A 14,406-nucleotide genomic window follows, 5' to 3' on the forward strand; every position below is an offset into this window, starting at 1 on the left:
GGTCGGCGGAGGCGGTGAAGTCCTCGGGCGCCTGCCCGGTCGCCATGCGCAGCCGCATGACGAGACCGGATGCGTTGGGCCGGGGGAAGGACCGCCGGGGCGGCACGGGTGCCGCCTGCCGCCCGATCACCCGGGCCGTGGCGACTCGGACGGTGGAAGCCGGGACCGTCAGGCCGCACGCGTCCATCGTCGCCCGGTACGACAGCAGCACCCGCAACGCGACGACCGGATACCCGACCAGCCACCAGAACACCACCGGCATCCGCCGACGGACTACCAGCAGCACGACCACGAGGAGCAGGACCAACAGCAGCACCCAAGCGACGTCAGTCATGGCGATCAACCCTGTGCCCCGACCGGGGCGTTGACCATGACCGCGTCGGCCCGGTAGGCGATGCCGTGGCGGCTACGCCCGCCGAACTCGCTCTCCCACGGCCGGGCGACCAGGCCCGACAGGATGACCGGCGCACCCATGACCAGGCCGTCCCCGATCCCCTCTTCGGGAATGGTCACCTTGATCATGTCCGAGCCGCCGGCCGCGATGAACACCAGCTCCAGCGTCATGAGCCGCTGGTTGGTCACCGGGTCCACAGCGACCTCGCCGGTCTGACGGTCCCTGACCTTGACCTCAGGGAGCTTGGTGACGAGCAGCGTCGCGGCGGAGGTGTCTACGGGGATCACACGCACTGTCAGTACCTCACGGAGTCTTTGGGCGCCCTGAGATCGGCGCCGAGCGAGCTGAATAGCCCCCTAGACAGCAACAGGGGGCAACCACCCCAACTGTCTAGGGGGGTTGACAGTGAAGGTAGCCGACAGGTCGTCAACTGTCTAGGGGGGTATACGGCGTGGCCGCGAAAGCACGCGAGAGGGCTACCGAACGGCCCAGTGGAGGACGGTCGCGTCGTCGTGCGCCTTGCCTCGCGGCCAGCGCCGACCGTCGGGGTCGCTCTTCTCGGCCTCTCGGACACGGCGGATCAGTTCGTCCGGACCGGAGCAAGCGAGCACGTCCAAGTACTGCGCCCAGTCGGCGAGTTGGAAGCGGTCGACGAGCCGAGTCGCACCGTCGCTCAGAAGCGTCACGGTGGACAGCGAGTCAAGTGCCACCGTGCCGGTCAGCGCGTGCTCGGCCGCCCGCGGATCGGGGCCGGCGATCCAGAAGCCCCCCGGCCGGTTGCGCAGACCGGTCAAAGCCTCCCGGTAGTCGGCGAGCGCGGCGGCGTGGTCGGGCGAGCCGGTGGGCAGCGCGTCGACCGGCCCGCGCAGTCGCTTGCCGACTTCGTCCAGGCGCCGGTCGGTGACGACGGTCGTACTGCCGTCCTTCTCCTCCAGGAGCAAGGAGGAATCGCCGAGGACCAGGTACTCCAGCCTTTCCCCGTTGATGCGTGCGGCGACGACCGTACTGGTGGGACTGGCCCGGTACGTCAGGTCACAGCTGTCGCTGTGCAGCGAGCGGACGCGTCCGATCGAGTCGGCCAGGCACTCGGTGAGCGGCCGGGCGGGGGACGCGGTGATGGCTTGGAGCAGCAGGCCGCCCAGCGTCCCGGAGAACCAGGCGACACCGTGCGTGCACCCCGTCTCGGCACCGCCGACGCCGGCGCCGTCGAGGAGCACGGCCGCGCCGGGAGTGGAGGCGGCGAAGTCCTCGTTCTCTCGTTCCGGGTCGGCGGGGAGCGTGGCGAGGTCGACCCTCACGCCGCCGTCTCCTCGTCGTGCCGGTACAGGGGGCAGAGCAGTTCCACGGACTGCGGTTCGCTGGTCTCGGGGTCGTACTCGACACCCACCAGGGTGGAGAACCGGCGGTCGCCGACCTGGCCCCACATCACGTTCAGGTCGTTGGCGAGGAGCTGCACGACACCGAGGGAACCTTGCGTGTGGATACCGGCGATCGCGAGCAGCGAGCCGTTGCCGTCCGGTCGCGGCAGCCGGCCGAGGTAGCCGACGTCGTACGGCCGGGCCGGGTCGCTGTCCTGCCCCGAGCGGTACACGGTGCCGGTCTGCCGGTCCACCACGGTCCAGGGCCCGTCTTCCGCACGCTCCCACTGGAGAACCGGGTCCTGGGCGTAGGTATCCCACATGGCCTGGGACATGCGGGGGCCGCAGACCACGATCAGGCCGTCCCGGTTGAGGTCGATCTCGCCGGTCACCGGCACATGCTCCGAGGCGACGTCGAGCCCATACGACCGCGCCAGGTCTTCGAGCCTCTTGCCGGAACTGACGTCGTCCACGGCGACGACGGTCCGGCCGCGTTCGTCGTCCCGCCGCAACGGTGTGGCGACGGTGACGGCGCCCCGACCGAGGAAGGCCCCTTCCGGCGCCGGGCCGGTGTGCCGGATCTGATGAATCCGCCCGCGGCTCAGGCCGGCCTTCGCGGCGATCTGCGCGTACGACAACCCTTGGGCGTGCAGGTCCTGAACCACTCGGCGACGAAGGCGGGCCAGCTCGGTGACCTCTTGCTGCGCGTCCGCCAAGCGAGTCGTCACCTCGCGCAACAGCAGGTACGGATCATCGATCGTCATGATCCGTTGGAGCTCGTCCGACATGACCTCACCTCCTAGCACTACCCAGGAGTCTAGGGCCCTAGACGGAATGGGAGGCAGCCGCCGCCCGGTACGCACACCGATCACGTAAAAGCGCGATCTCCTCCGGGGCACACCTCTCGGGCTCACGCCTCACCGCCGACTATGCGAACCCGCGATCTCACCGCATTCTGTGCGCTCATACGCTCGCCCGCACCAGGTCGGCCCAGACGAAGCGCCCGTCAGGCAAGACCGTGTAGCCCCAGTTCTTCGCCAAGGCATCAATCAGCCGCAGCCCGCGGCCCCCCTCTGCACGGGTGGCGACGGGGCACAGGTGAGGCACGCGAGCCCCGCCCTGGTCGACCACCTTGATGCGCACGAGATCGTCGCCAAGGCCGATGACCACCAGGAACCACCCACCAGGCATACCGCTCCGCGTATGCCGCAGGGCGTTGGTCGCCAGCTCGCTCACGACCAGGACGGCGTCTTCGACCGGGCCACGGTCCGCGAGCAGGGAGGCAACGAAGTGACGGGCATTGGACACCTCTTCCGGCAGGCCGGGGAAGACACGGCACCACTTGGTGAGCATGGGAACCTCTCCGTTCGTCTAGGGGGCTAGACAGCGTGACGGCAGAGTATTCCCAGCAGTGAGCAGCATTCTAGGCATGTCGAGGAATTATTCCTCTAATGAGTGAGGGTGTCCCCCAGGTCACGGAACTCCTTCATCACCCGCAACAGCAGCTCGCGCACCTCATCGCCGAAGACGGCAGCGCGCTCGAAGCGCTCGAAGGTCTCGTCGTAGGCGGCCACTTCAGTGGCGGCAGTGGACACCCGTTCGCTGTCGAAGGTCTCGATCACGACTGCCCGCTGGTCGCACAGGGTGAAGCCGTGCCGCGGCAGCACCGGCACCGGTCGGCGCCAGGGAATCACCCCGAGCCGTACCGTGCTCAGACTCTCCACCGCCAGCAGCCGGTCGAACTGCGCGAGCATCAGCGCCGGACTTCCCGGCCAGGTCCGCAACACGGCCTCGGTGACCACGAACACCGACTCCCGCCCCGGCTCGTACAGGACGCTCTGCCGATCCACACGGGCAGCGACGGCCCGACCGACAGCCTCGGGTGTCGAGCGCGGGGCGCTCTGGAAGACGTGCCGGGCGTACTCCGCGCTCTGCAACATGGCCGGCAGAACGACGCACTGGAACGAGCGGACCGACTGAGCGGACCGCACCTCTTCGTCAACGGTCGTGCCCTCGGCGACGTCAACAGCGGTCGGCTCGTCGTCCTCGGCGGCAACGACGCCCGCCAGCAGCTCCCGCACCTCACGAGAGACAGACTCATCCGCGCCGAGGGCGCCCAGGAGCCGGTCGAGCACATCCCGACTCGGCACCATGCGCCCGGTCTCGATCTTCGACACGGTCGGCTGACCTACGCCGGCCCGTTGCGCCAGCACGGCACCCGTCAGACCCGACTCTCCACGAAGCACACGAAGACGCGCACCCAGCGCCTTCATCTGCTCCCGCCGCTCACTCCCCATGTCCAGGGTTCTACACCACGAGCCAGCAGGCACCGGCACGACCGGACACAGCGACCACCAGCCGAGCGTGATTCAAACTTTCTCTACTGGTTCAAGGCCCGCGCACGGCGCGGGCGCGCGCCGCCTCTGCGGCGCGGCCTGCCTCCTGTCTTCGCCCCGGCTGGCCGCGCCCGGCGGCGCGCTCGGCGGCTGCGGGCATGAAGGTGGGAGATACCCTCTGTGGCTGGGGCGGTCGGCTCCACGGCTTTAGGCAGCCACTTTGAGGCGAGCCTCTAAGATCTTGGCCCCAACGTCGTGCTTTAACGGGCAGGTCCACAGACTGCCCGACTCGCCATCAGCTTACGGGGCCAAGATCACTCGCCCCAAAGCAGCTCCAGCCCAAAGCCGCTCCACCGACCTCAGGACGCGCCCGAAGCTGGCTGCATCGGTGACGGCCGACGCGCTGCGCCCATAGGTTCATGCAGCCTCTAACAGCTTAGTTTGCATAAGTGTCCAGCTGCTTCAAAACTGTGACGATATCGTCGCAGACTTCGTCTGGCTGAAAGCAAGAGGCCACTGCAATGGATGACGTCTTGAACGCCCTGAGGATTTCCTTCGCTCGCATGTCGAGAATCGCAGATGGCGCATCCGTCTTCCGGAAGCTTTCTCCGATTGCGATACCAAATTCGTCTCGAAGTCGAGCTACCACTTCCTCCTCGGTCAAGTTGGCAGCCTCAGCTAGCGGGCGAGGCAGAATCAAATAGCCCTCAATGTACCGGCGTCGCCATTTCCTCACATAGAAGTTCGGGGAAGTCTTGTAGCCTTTTTCTTCGAGGTCCGGTCCGACAGTCTCGAATGTCTCGTCGTCGCGGTCACGAAGACTATAAGCCGTCAAATTAGGGACCTCACTTGCGATCGCTCGGAATACATGCCCCCGCTCTTTATGGGGAGCTGATGTCTGCCATGGAATCCAGCTTTCATGCCACTCGATTCCCGTGGTTTCAGCAAACTTCTTCAGGATGCTGGTATCCGACGAACCTTCCACGAAGAGGAGTCTCTTGGTCTTTTTGATTCGATCCAGCTTTGGTGCGTAGTCAGAGCCGATGCCGGCAAGAAGTCCAACTTTCTGCTGGTCTTCTTTGAGGTACCCTGATCCCTGCCTCCTGACATGGAAAATCTTTTCGTGGTTAACCGTTTTCAGAATTTCGCTGGAGTGCGTCGCGAGAAGAACTTGCTTATTCTTGCGGTTTGCCAGCAACTCCAATTGCTCAACCATCTGGGCTTGCAGTGTGGGGTGAAGGTGAGCATCCGGCTCATCCAGCAGCAGGACGTCCACGTCGTCCGCAGTCGCCAGAGTGAAAACACTCAGCCACTGCAGAAATCCGCTCCCCTCCACCATTAGATCCTTTGGGTTGTACTTAGGCCACCGAGTTAGCTTGTACCCCTCAACGTCCCCCTTGGCGACCTGTACATTGATATAAGAGTGGTACTCCTCACGGAAATCGCCGATGATCAACTCAGCAGAGAATGTTCGCCTCAGGGCGTCCTGAAGAAGTTCCCAGGGATCGCTCTCTCGCAGACGCTTCAAGTCGTTATCAGAAATTTTAGACTTGCCTGCACGAAGTCGTTCTCGCTCCCTCAGATTAGCCTGATACATATCAAGCAGGAGATTTCGCAGAACAGCGCCGGCTAGGCCTTCACCGATTCGCCGACGTCGAAGCGCTCCGACGATGCGCGCCTCACGCGCAGAGATTCCAGCAAAGGGTGGAAGTAGGGCTGCCGAGGGAACTCGATCCCCGGCTTGCAAATTACTCGAAGTTGGTTTGATGAAAAGGCGATCGTTCGCCAGGGACAACGCAAATTCTAGATGCTTCTCTCCAGCTAGGTCATCCCACTCGCAACGGATCTTCAGTGTGTACCCGTCTGGATCAGTGTCCCCCTTGGCGGTCTTCAAGTTCGTCCAGAGGTGCTTCAACGATGGGACGTTGATAGGGGAGAACTCATCGTCCCCCAGGCCGAAACCCTGTCGGCCTTCAGCCACCGCAAGGAAGGCGTCCTCCCCTCGCTCCATCAGCGACGCCACTTTACAGAACTCCCACACCGCCAATCCGTGCAGAATAGAGGACTTACCAGAGTTATTACCGCCGGCAAGGAAGGTGACGTTTGATGGACGGAAGTCGAAACTCGCCTGATTGAACTGCTTGAACCGAGTGAACTGGACCCTCTTGATCAAGACGCCGCGCTCCGCAAGTGGTGTTACCGTTTGTGTGAGATCAGATCATAAACTGTGGTAGAGCTGTTGTCTGCGGGTTTGGCGCTAATACTCGAAGCAGGCAGGAGCATGCGCAGAGGACCTCTGACATGGGCTGTAAGGCAGCGAGGTACGTCAACCACGTCGGACGAGTCGGCCGGCTGCGGGTCATGGCCGCACGATTCCTCTTCGGAAGACATGGGTATCGCTGAGGGGGTGCCTCGACGGGGTGAGCCGTCGTGCGGTGCAACTGTCGAGGGTAGCGGGAGACAGGTGCTGCGGTGGCAGTACAGTCCCGTTGCCCCGACAGCAGGCGCACGGGAGTGCCCGGGCTAGCGCCCAACCGGTGGGAGTAAGAGGCGGCTCGCGGGGTGGTCGTACGAGCGTGGTACTCGATCGGTGCCCTGAGTAGTCCCTACGGACCCCGGCTGGTACAGCAGAGAAGTACAGCAACCCCAGCAAACGGCAGTAGCCGGTACTGGTCCGGCATGAACTCGGGACAACCTGTATGACCTCCAATGACCAATCTCTGTAGAGCTACGGATCAGAAGCGTGCGGCCGTGGTGTGCGCACCACAGGCGCACCACAAGCGCACCAGATCGAGCGGGGAACAGCGGGGAATCACGGTGAAACCGGCCGGGTTCGACGAGACCACATCGTGGCCGTCCGCCCAGGTCAGCGCCCGAATCAGCTCCAAACGATCGCAGCTTCCCAAACTGAGATCGCGAATCCGCGCCGGAGCGACTTCCGCTCCACTCCATGGGATGAGTTTGGCCCTGTTACCCCGGTCTGCCGCGCTGTGGTCGCCATGGTCGGGCCATGAGTGAGACGCGAGTACTGCGTGATGGGTCTCCGGTGGAGGTCCGGTCAGGGCACGTGCCCCGGTTGCCGGCGGAAGGCCGGGGCATCCCGCGCTTCCGGCTTCCCCGGACGCGACGCCCGCTTCCCTTGCCGGTCCTGTGGGTCCTCGCGGTGCTGCTCGCCCTGACCGCGACCGCCGTGCCCGCCCCACCTGCCCACGCCGTCAACGGGAGCACCTCACCGTGTGCGTTGCAGGGGCAGGGGACCACGGTCAACGAGGGCCAGAACACCGACTACACCCAGTTCCTGGATCCGCTGGGGGTCAAGAACGTCGGCATCGTCTACGTGGACTTCCCCGATGCGGCCGGCGCCGGCGACGTCGCGGACTACTACAACCTGCTGTCCCCGGCCGCCGACTGGGTGTGGAACGCGTCGTACGGCAAGACCGGGCTGAGCATGCGGCCGGTCGTGAACCGCTGGCTCCGCATGCCGTCGGCCTCCAACGCCTACGGCACCTCCAGCCCCACGTACCAGCAGCACACCCGGTACGTGACCGACGCGCTGCGCACCGCGGCCGAGGCCGGCGCCGATCTGGCCAGGTATGACCTGTTCTACATCGTCTCCACCGCCCACTCCCGGGTCACCGGCTCCCACACGTGGTACTGGACCCCCACCCAGCCGATCGTCATCAAGGGCACGACGATTCATTGGGCGGTGACGTTCGGCACCGACATGTGGCACTGGGGTTACAAGGTGGCCGCCCACGAGACCGCTCATGTCTTCGGGGCACCGGACCTGTACGCCTTCAGCGGTGATCTGCACCGGTACGCCGGCGGGTGGGACGTGATGGGCCACATTGCCGGAGCCGCACCGCAGTACTTCGGCTGGCTCTCCTGGAAGTTCGGCTGGACGGGGGACGACCAGACCGTGTGCGTGTGGCAGAACAGGACCCAGAACACCGCCGATTTGAACGGTGTGGAGTACGTCGGCGGCACCAAACTGCTGGTGGTCAGAACGGGCGCCAACACCGCCTACGTCGCCGAGGCCCGCAGGAAGGTCCACAACGATTCCGGAGCCTGCTCCTCGGGCGTCGTCATCTACAAGGTCGACACCTCCGTCCCGAACGGCCAGGGACCGATCCGGGTGGTGTCCAATCCCGACGCCGCGGCGCCTCCGGCAGGATGCGGCACGCTGGACATGGCCACTTGGCAGCCCGGCCAGACCTTCTATGACCGTGCCACCAACGTCCAGTTCACCGTCCGGTCCGCCGACGCCCACAACAGCGTGGTGAACGCCGTCAAGTGGTGACCATCAGGTGTCTCCCGCGCCGGCCGGCGGGTCGCACGGTGTGTGCGGTACGCCGGCCGGCGCGTCACCTCGTCGGTCCGTCACCCGAGGATCGAGGACGAGTCGCAGCCGAGGCTGGCGCGGGATGCGACGGTGAAGGAGATGCTCCCGCTGTTCTCCCAGATGTTGTTGATATTGGTGAACAGCCACCTCGTGGTCAGGCTGTGGTCGGCCGACGAGAGCGTGGCCGTGCGGCCCTCCGTCCCTGGCCTGATCCGGAACCTCACCACCGTGTCACCCAGCTTGTGCGGCGGTGTCTCCTGGGCACTCAGTGTCGTCCCGGAGAAGCTGCCCGGCCCCGTCACCGACACCACGTCGGCCACCGCCATGACCGAGGCCAGATCGACCCGGTGGATGTGGTGTTGCGCTCCCACGGGATTGCGTGTGGTGTCCGGGCGCCACCTGAACGTGAACGTCGAGCCCGGTGCGATCCGGCCGCCGAACGGGTTCGGTGACGACGACTCGTTGATCACGCCCTCACCCAGCCGGGATCCGAAGACGTTGCGCCAGTAGAAGCGGGGATTGAGCCAGGCGTTCCCCGGTTGGACGCACTCCGGGTCCCGTACGGTCGTGGCCTGTGCCGCCGTCGCTGCGTGCTGAGCCCGCGCCGTGGTGGCGTTCGCGGGCAGTGACGACGCCAGCAGCATCGCCGCGGCCAGCGCGCCCAGGGTCCAGGTGCGCCGCTTCCCCCGCCGCAGCCGCAGTACCGACGAGGTGGCGCGCCGGATACGGCCCGGCAGACGGTTTCCTGCTCCGTACATCTGCAGCCTTTCTCTTGCGCGTGACCCGTCGGTGGCTCCGGGCCGAGCCGGCGGAGCCACCGACGGGCTGGTTCACCGGGGGCTCAGTCCTCGTCGGGGTCGAGGACGCGGCCCTTCAGCTTGATCGGGTTGGCGGCGCCCACCTTGAGCTGGCCGTCGGTGTAGCGGCCCGGGGTCGCGCCGTCGACGGCGGTCACCTGGGCGCCATAGCCGATGCACTCCTGGTTGGTGGACAGGTACGGGTTGTGGGTGAAGGTCAGGGTGCGGCCCCCGTCACCGAGGGTGCCCTGGGTGGTTTCCAGGTTGCCCTTCGCCTGGAGGGTGTTGACGTCGTGGTAGGCCCAGGAGAGCCAGCCGGTGAACACGAAGCCGGTGGGCGCCTTCAGGGTGAAGGTGATGTCCCCGGGGTTGACGGGGTCGGGGACCGTGCTGAGGATGCCGAAGCTCAGGTGGGCGGGGACTCCGCCCGGGGCGTCCTCGACGATGCCCTGCTGGAGGATGTAGAGCTTGTTCTCGGAACCCGGCTGGACGGGGGCCTGGGTCTGCGTGGCCATGCGTATCCCTTCTCTGGATGGGGTGTCCGCGTGAGCGGATCCGCCGGTGGCGGGCTTGGGGGCCGGGCCCGCTCACGGACCGCCGGGGTGGGGACGGGCGTCCTGAGCTAGGCGGATGGCGCGGGATCGGTCGGTGCGTGGTCGGCCAGGAGCGGGCCGAGGACGGACAGGGCGCCGAGGGCGATGTCCTCGTAGAGGTAGAAGCCCGCTTCCAGCGGCGGGAGTTCGGGGTCGGCGTCGTCCGCGACGGGTTCCGGATCGACGGCGTAACCCGCGCCGTCATCGGGGTCGGCGCGCGGTCCGAGCAGGTCGGTGATGTCCTGTGCGGCACCCAGGAGGGTGCTGCGTGCGGTGGTGGCCAGCAGACGCAGGGGAAGGTCGAGGGCGGCTGTCGTGCGCTGCCCGGGAACCAGCTTCGTCACCGCCGGCACCTCTTCCGCGGCCGTGGCGGCGATCAGCTGCACGGGAAGCGTGCAGGCGGCGACGATCCGCTCGGCGGGCATCACGGGCGGGGGGTCGCCGTCGACCATGAGGTCCTCCCACTCCATCAGGTCGAACAGGAACTGGCCGCCTTTGTACAGGGGCCAGGGCCGCACGGTGTCGAGCAGGACACGGGCGCGTTCGGGGGCGTCTCGGCGCAGGGCCACACCGTGCCTGGCCAGGGTGCACAGGCACTGGCGCAGACTGCTGTTGAGGTGGCCGAGGAAGGCGAAGGCCCGGTGGTCGGTGGCGGTCAGCGGGCCGGTGGCGGTGGGATCGGCCGGCGGGGGCGGGGGCGGGGTGGTGGTCACAGTGGCCTTGAGGTGACGTAGTGGGCGATCTGCCGCAGGACGGCTTTGCCCTCGTTCTCGGGGATGAACCGGAGGTCTTCCTCGAAGCGGGCGATGCCTTCGGCGGCGAGCCGGTCGGCGAGGTCGGTGGCGTACTCGATGGAGCCGTGCCGGCGCATGGCGGCGAGGAGTTCCTCGGCGTGCTGCTGGGTCTTGTCGGTACGGCGCTGCCGCAGGATGTCGAGGAGGCGGGGGCGCTCGTGGGCGTACGCGGCGCGGAAGAGGTGGATCAGCATCACCGTGCGCTTGCCTTCGAGCAGGTCGCCGAGAGGTTCCTTGCCGTAGAGGGCCTCCTCGCCGACCAGGTTCAGGATGTCGTCCTGGATCTGGAAGGCGATGCCGATCAGACGGAACGCCTCGTCGAACCGGCTCAGCACGGCCGGGTCGGTGACGCCCGCGCAGACGGCGCCGATGCGGCACGGGCTGATGCAGGTGTACCAGCCGGTCTTCTTGGTGCTCATCGTGAAGTAGGCGTCGTCGGTCCCGGGGACGATCTCGTGACGGATCCAGCCCAGCTCCATGGCCTGCCCCTCGATGGACTCCCGGCACATGTGCACCGCCTCGTGGATGAGGCCGAGGGTGCGGACGAGCCCCAGGGTTTCGAGGTTGGACAGGACGGCGTCGACGGCGAGCAGATTCATCCCGTCGCCGACGTTGACGGCCAGGCCCAGGCCGTGTTCCTCGTGCATGGTGGGCAGGCCGCGCCGGTGGGTGGACTCGTCGGCGATGTCGTCGTGGACGAGGAACCCGTTGTGGAACAGCTCCAGCGCGGCGGCGGCGCGTACGGCGTCGTCGGGGCGCCCGCCGAAGGCCGCGCAGGCGGCGATGGTCAGGGTGGGGCGCAGGCCCTTGCCCTGGCGGGCGGGGTAGGAGCGCATCAGGTCGTACAGTTCGGCGCGCGGCTCGCGGTCCGGCAGCAGCCGTTCGATCTCCTCGTTGGTGCGGGCCCGGCACCGGAGCATGGTCTCCATCAGATCCGCGTCCCGGACGGTGTCCTCCAGCGACCAGTCGGTGCTGGTGCGGCCGTCCCACAGCAGGCGCGGCGCGGTGACGGTGGTGTCGCCGATCAGCGCGGGCGGTGCGGGCGCGTCCTCGGGGGAGCGCCGGGCGAGGAAGTCCAGTGCCGTCCAGTCGACCGGGTCGGCGGCCGGTTCCCGGGCGGCGGGTGTCGCGCTGCCCCACAGCTGGGGAGCCTGCTCGCGGTAGGCGCCCCACAGTTCCTGCATGCTGCGCAGGCCCGCCGCGCGCTGGGACAGCAGGGTGAACGCCCGCCAGACGGCGAGGGTGTCGTCGCGGGAGCCGCGGACGTCGAGGCTGCCGGGCAGGACCTGGTCGACGGGCGGGCGCTGGAGGTCGAACAGCAGGTTCATGGCCCGGTTGTCGAAGGCGACCTCGACATCGGGGTCCGGGCAGCGGTCCCGGTCCACCACGATGCGGCTGTGCCGCGCGGTGAGTGTGGCGTGGCTGCCGTCGTTGAAGTGCAGGCCCAGCCGGATGCCGCGCAGGTGGTCGGCCGCGGCCGCGAGGATCGCCGGCGCCCGGTCGGACAGGGCGGCGACGGTCTCGTCCAGCAGCCGGGCACCGGTGAACGCGGGTACGGTCTCAGTCACGGGCACCACCGGCGAACTCCACGATGCCCCCGGTGTGGAAGCCGATACGGCGCCCACCGACCCGGCCCTCCACCGTGCACGGGCCGAGGGTCTCGTGCACGCTGAACGGGTGCAGGCTGGTCTCGGAAGGGTTGGCGATCCGGCCCGCCGTGTGCGAGCGGAAGTCGAGGACGAGACGGTCGTCGCCGAGCCGTGCGGTGATCAGCAGCCGGCCGGGCACCGCGGCCATCGGCGGGGTGCCCAGCAGGCCCGCCAGCGGCGGCACCATCGCCACCCGGTCGCGGTCCAGCCTGCCGCTCACCGCGACTCGCAGATTGCGCCGCGGGAAGTGACGGATCATGCGCCCGTCGCGCCACAGCATGACCGACCCGTTGGCCGCGTCCGCGGGGTACGCGGGCTGGATCAGGGTGAAGACGACGGCCGAGGGCGGGGCCTGGTCGGCCGGGCCCGAGGGGTCGTTGACGAATCCGAACACCCAGCCGCCGAGGGTGGGCCAGGACCACCGGCCGCGTACCCGCTCGTGGTAGCCGAGCAGGTCCGTCCGAATCGCCGTGCCGTCGCCGTGCCGCAGGGTCCCGGTGCCCAGGACGCCGGGCTCCGACTGCCAGCGCAGATGCTCGTCGTCACCGAACGGCGCGCACTGCGAGGTGCACGGCCTGCTGGTCCGGATCAGCCGTACGTCCGCCGCCGGCGCCGCCGAGCGGGCGGCCACCCGGAACGCGCGGGGCTCTCCGTGCGGATACGGCAACCGGAAGGCCGACCACGGCAGTTCCGGCTGCTCGGCGTTGAACTGCGTCGCACTCCAGCCCTGCCCCTCCCCGTAGAGGAGCAGGATCGCCATGTGCTGTCCCTCGGCCGCCGTGCCGGTGCCGCTTCGGCGCCCGGTGGCGGGGGCGCCCGGATCCGCGAAGACCGTGCCGGTGGAGGAGCCCAGGACGGAGAGGTTCGCGATGAGCGCCTGCCGGCCACACCTCGACAGGAACGCGTAGTGCAGCCACTTGCGGTCGAGCGGGTGGGCGAGCGGGGCATGCGGGAAGGGGCCCTGCGGACCGAACCTCGGGAGGGCGGGCGTGAACACGTTTCGAACGCTAACGGAGTGTCACCCGCCACCCGCAATTCGTGACCACCGTGAGGGTGAACTGGCCGCACAGAAACGATCACCTCGGCATTCAGGGTTTGAGGACGCGAAGATCCGTCCATGGCGGGTGGTCCGCCACGGACGGCTTCGGATGCCGGGCTCGCCCCCTCTCAGCCGTCAGCCCTTGTCAGTCCTCGTCGTCTCCGAGCACGCTCGCCCTCAGGCGCGCTTCCGGCCGGCCCGCGATCACCGCCCGCCCGTCGGTGTACCGGCCCGGCTCGGCGTCGTCCAGGGCACGGATACCGAGCGTGTAGACCAGGGCCGCCGCCGGATGGCCGGGGGTGTTCAGGCGGGGCTCGTCCGTGACGACCAACGACCGACCGCCGTCCCCCACCGTCCCCGTCGGATGCCCGCCGGGGATGACCGTACGATCCGCCCGGTAATAGGCGCAGGTCACCCGTCCGTCGAAGACGAACCCCGTCGGAGCCGTGAAGTGGTGCGCCACCCGTCCCGGGGCCCAGGGGTCGGTGGAGGAGACCCGTACGTGGATCAACTCGCTCTGCCCGCGCTGGATCTCCAGGCCGACCTCCTGCCGGACCAGCAACCGGGCGAGGGGCGCGGGCGGGGCGGCGCCGTCATCGGCCGGCGTGCTGTCGGCTTCCCGGTCCGGTTCCGGTTTCCGGTCCGGTTCCGGCTCGGGCTCGGGTTCCGGTTTCCGCTCGGGTTCCGGTTCAGGCTCGCGCTCGGGTTCTCGCTGCGGCTCGGGCTCACCGTCCGATGCCGGCTCCTCGTCCCGGACCGGCTCCTTGTCCTCGGAGGGCACGGTGGTGAGGGGCACGGCCGCGATCCGGTGGTGGAAGTTGTCCGCCACGAGCAGGCGCCCGGCGGGATCCACGGCGAGACCGCACGGGTAAGACAGCTCGGTGTGTACGACGCCCTCGGCCGGGCCACCGGAAACGGTGGTCTCGCGGGTGGCCGGATCCGGCTGACCCGCGACGATACGGGCCTCTCCGTCGGCCAGCCGCCACACGCGGTGTCCGGTCTGGTCGGCGACGTAGAGCACGCCCTCGCCGTCGACCGCCACCGCGCACGGCGCGCCCCAGTCGACCGCCGTGCCGTCGGCACTCCCGTCCGGCGGTCCCGCCA

Annotated in this window: 12 protein-coding genes and 2 pseudogenes; 1 reads left to right on the forward strand and 13 read right to left on the reverse strand. The window is 68.0% G+C overall.

The window, feature by feature from the left end; translation table 11 throughout:
- The 7 genes and pseudogenes from H5J33_RS08430 to H5J33_RS08460 all read right to left on the reverse strand — a co-directional run.
- Positions 1–334, reverse strand: a pseudogene (locus H5J33_RS08430) (conjugal transfer protein TraS); the annotation flags it as partial.
- Positions 335–339: 5 nt separating this feature from the next.
- Positions 340–687, reverse strand: a complete 348-nt coding sequence (locus H5J33_RS08435; RefSeq protein ID WP_181794256.1) for a hypothetical protein — start codon at positions 685–687, stop codon at positions 340–342.
- A 183-nt stretch (positions 688–870) separates the two neighbouring features.
- Positions 871–1,692 (reverse strand): integrase, encoded by an 822-nt coding sequence (locus H5J33_RS08440; RefSeq protein ID WP_181794257.1) that lies wholly within the window; start codon positions 1,690–1,692, stop codon positions 871–873.
- Entirely contained in the window at positions 1,689–2,540 is an 852-nt protein-coding gene (locus H5J33_RS08445) for a sigma-70 family RNA polymerase sigma factor (RefSeq protein WP_181794258.1), read from the reverse strand. Before H5J33_RS08445 ends, H5J33_RS08440 begins: the two co-directional genes overlap by 4 nt.
- 175 nt (positions 2,541–2,715) lie before the next feature.
- Positions 2,716–3,105 (reverse strand): ATP-binding protein, encoded by a 390-nt coding sequence (locus tag H5J33_RS08450; protein WP_181794259.1) that lies wholly within the window; start codon positions 3,103–3,105, stop codon positions 2,716–2,718.
- 95 nt (positions 3,106–3,200) lie between these two features.
- Positions 3,201–4,049, reverse strand: a complete 849-nt coding sequence (locus H5J33_RS08455) for a helix-turn-helix transcriptional regulator (RefSeq protein WP_181794260.1) — start codon at positions 4,047–4,049, stop codon at positions 3,201–3,203.
- Between the two features lie 475 nt (positions 4,050–4,524).
- Entirely contained in the window at positions 4,525–6,261 is a 1,737-nt protein-coding gene (locus H5J33_RS08460) for an ATP-binding protein (RefSeq protein WP_181794261.1), read from the reverse strand.
- Positions 6,262–7,227: 966 nt separating this feature from the next.
- Here H5J33_RS08460 and H5J33_RS08465 point away from each other — a divergent pair.
- Positions 7,228–8,388 carry a peptidase M6 gene (locus H5J33_RS08465; RefSeq protein WP_181794262.1) on the forward strand — a complete coding sequence of 387 codons (1,161 nt, stop codon included), beginning with the start codon at positions 7,228–7,230 and terminating at the stop codon, positions 8,386–8,388.
- Positions 8,389–8,468: 80 nt separating this feature from the next.
- Here H5J33_RS08465 and H5J33_RS08470 read toward each other — a convergent pair whose 3' ends face one another.
- The 6 genes and pseudogenes from H5J33_RS08470 to H5J33_RS08495 all read right to left on the reverse strand — a co-directional run.
- Positions 8,469–9,188, reverse strand: a complete 720-nt coding sequence (locus H5J33_RS08470) for a hypothetical protein (RefSeq protein ID WP_258564962.1) — start codon at positions 9,186–9,188, stop codon at positions 8,469–8,471.
- Between the two features lie 83 nt (positions 9,189–9,271).
- Entirely contained in the window at positions 9,272–9,742 is a 471-nt protein-coding gene (locus H5J33_RS08475; RefSeq protein ID WP_181794263.1) for a hypothetical protein, read from the reverse strand.
- Between the two features lie 107 nt (positions 9,743–9,849).
- Positions 9,850–10,533, reverse strand: a complete 684-nt coding sequence (locus H5J33_RS08480; RefSeq protein ID WP_181794264.1) for a hypothetical protein — start codon at positions 10,531–10,533, stop codon at positions 9,850–9,852.
- The gene (locus H5J33_RS08485; RefSeq protein WP_309485360.1) at positions 10,530–12,182 is read right to left on the reverse strand and encodes a polyprenyl synthetase family protein; all 1,653 of its coding nucleotides are present in this window, start codon (positions 12,180–12,182) and stop codon (positions 10,530–10,532) included. The genes H5J33_RS08480 and H5J33_RS08485 overlap by 4 nt, the downstream gene beginning before the upstream one ends.
- Entirely contained in the window at positions 12,175–13,260 is a 1,086-nt protein-coding gene (locus tag H5J33_RS08490) for a hypothetical protein (protein WP_181794265.1), read from the reverse strand. Before H5J33_RS08490 ends, H5J33_RS08485 begins: the two co-directional genes overlap by 8 nt.
- A gap of 187 nt (positions 13,261–13,447) precedes the next feature.
- Positions 13,448–14,406: pseudogene (locus tag H5J33_RS08495) on the reverse strand (hypothetical protein); the annotation flags it as partial.

The organism is Streptomyces sp. WELS2, from assembly GCF_013870595.1.
In the GTDB taxonomy this organism is placed as follows: Bacteria; Actinomycetota; Actinomycetes; order Streptomycetales; family Streptomycetaceae; genus Streptomyces.

Bases quoted from the DNA above. Each gene is read 5' to 3' on its own strand.
- H5J33_RS08475 (WP_181794263.1), bottom strand. From the start codon at position 9,742: ATGGCCACGCAGACCCAGGCCCCCGTCCAGCCGGGTTCCGAGAACAAG.
- H5J33_RS08455 (WP_181794260.1), bottom strand. From the start codon at position 4,049: ATGGGGAGTGAGCGGCGGGAGCAGATGAAGGCGCTGGGTGCGCGTCTT.
- H5J33_RS08450 (WP_181794259.1), bottom strand. From the start codon at position 3,105: ATGCTCACCAAGTGGTGCCGTGTCTTCCCCGGCCTGCCGGAAGAGGTG.
- H5J33_RS08445 (WP_181794258.1), bottom strand. From the start codon at position 2,540: ATGTCGGACGAGCTCCAACGGATCATGACGATCGATGATCCGTACCTG.
- H5J33_RS08470 (WP_258564962.1), bottom strand. From the start codon at position 9,188: ATGTACGGAGCAGGAAACCGTCTGCCGGGCCGTATCCGGCGCGCCACC.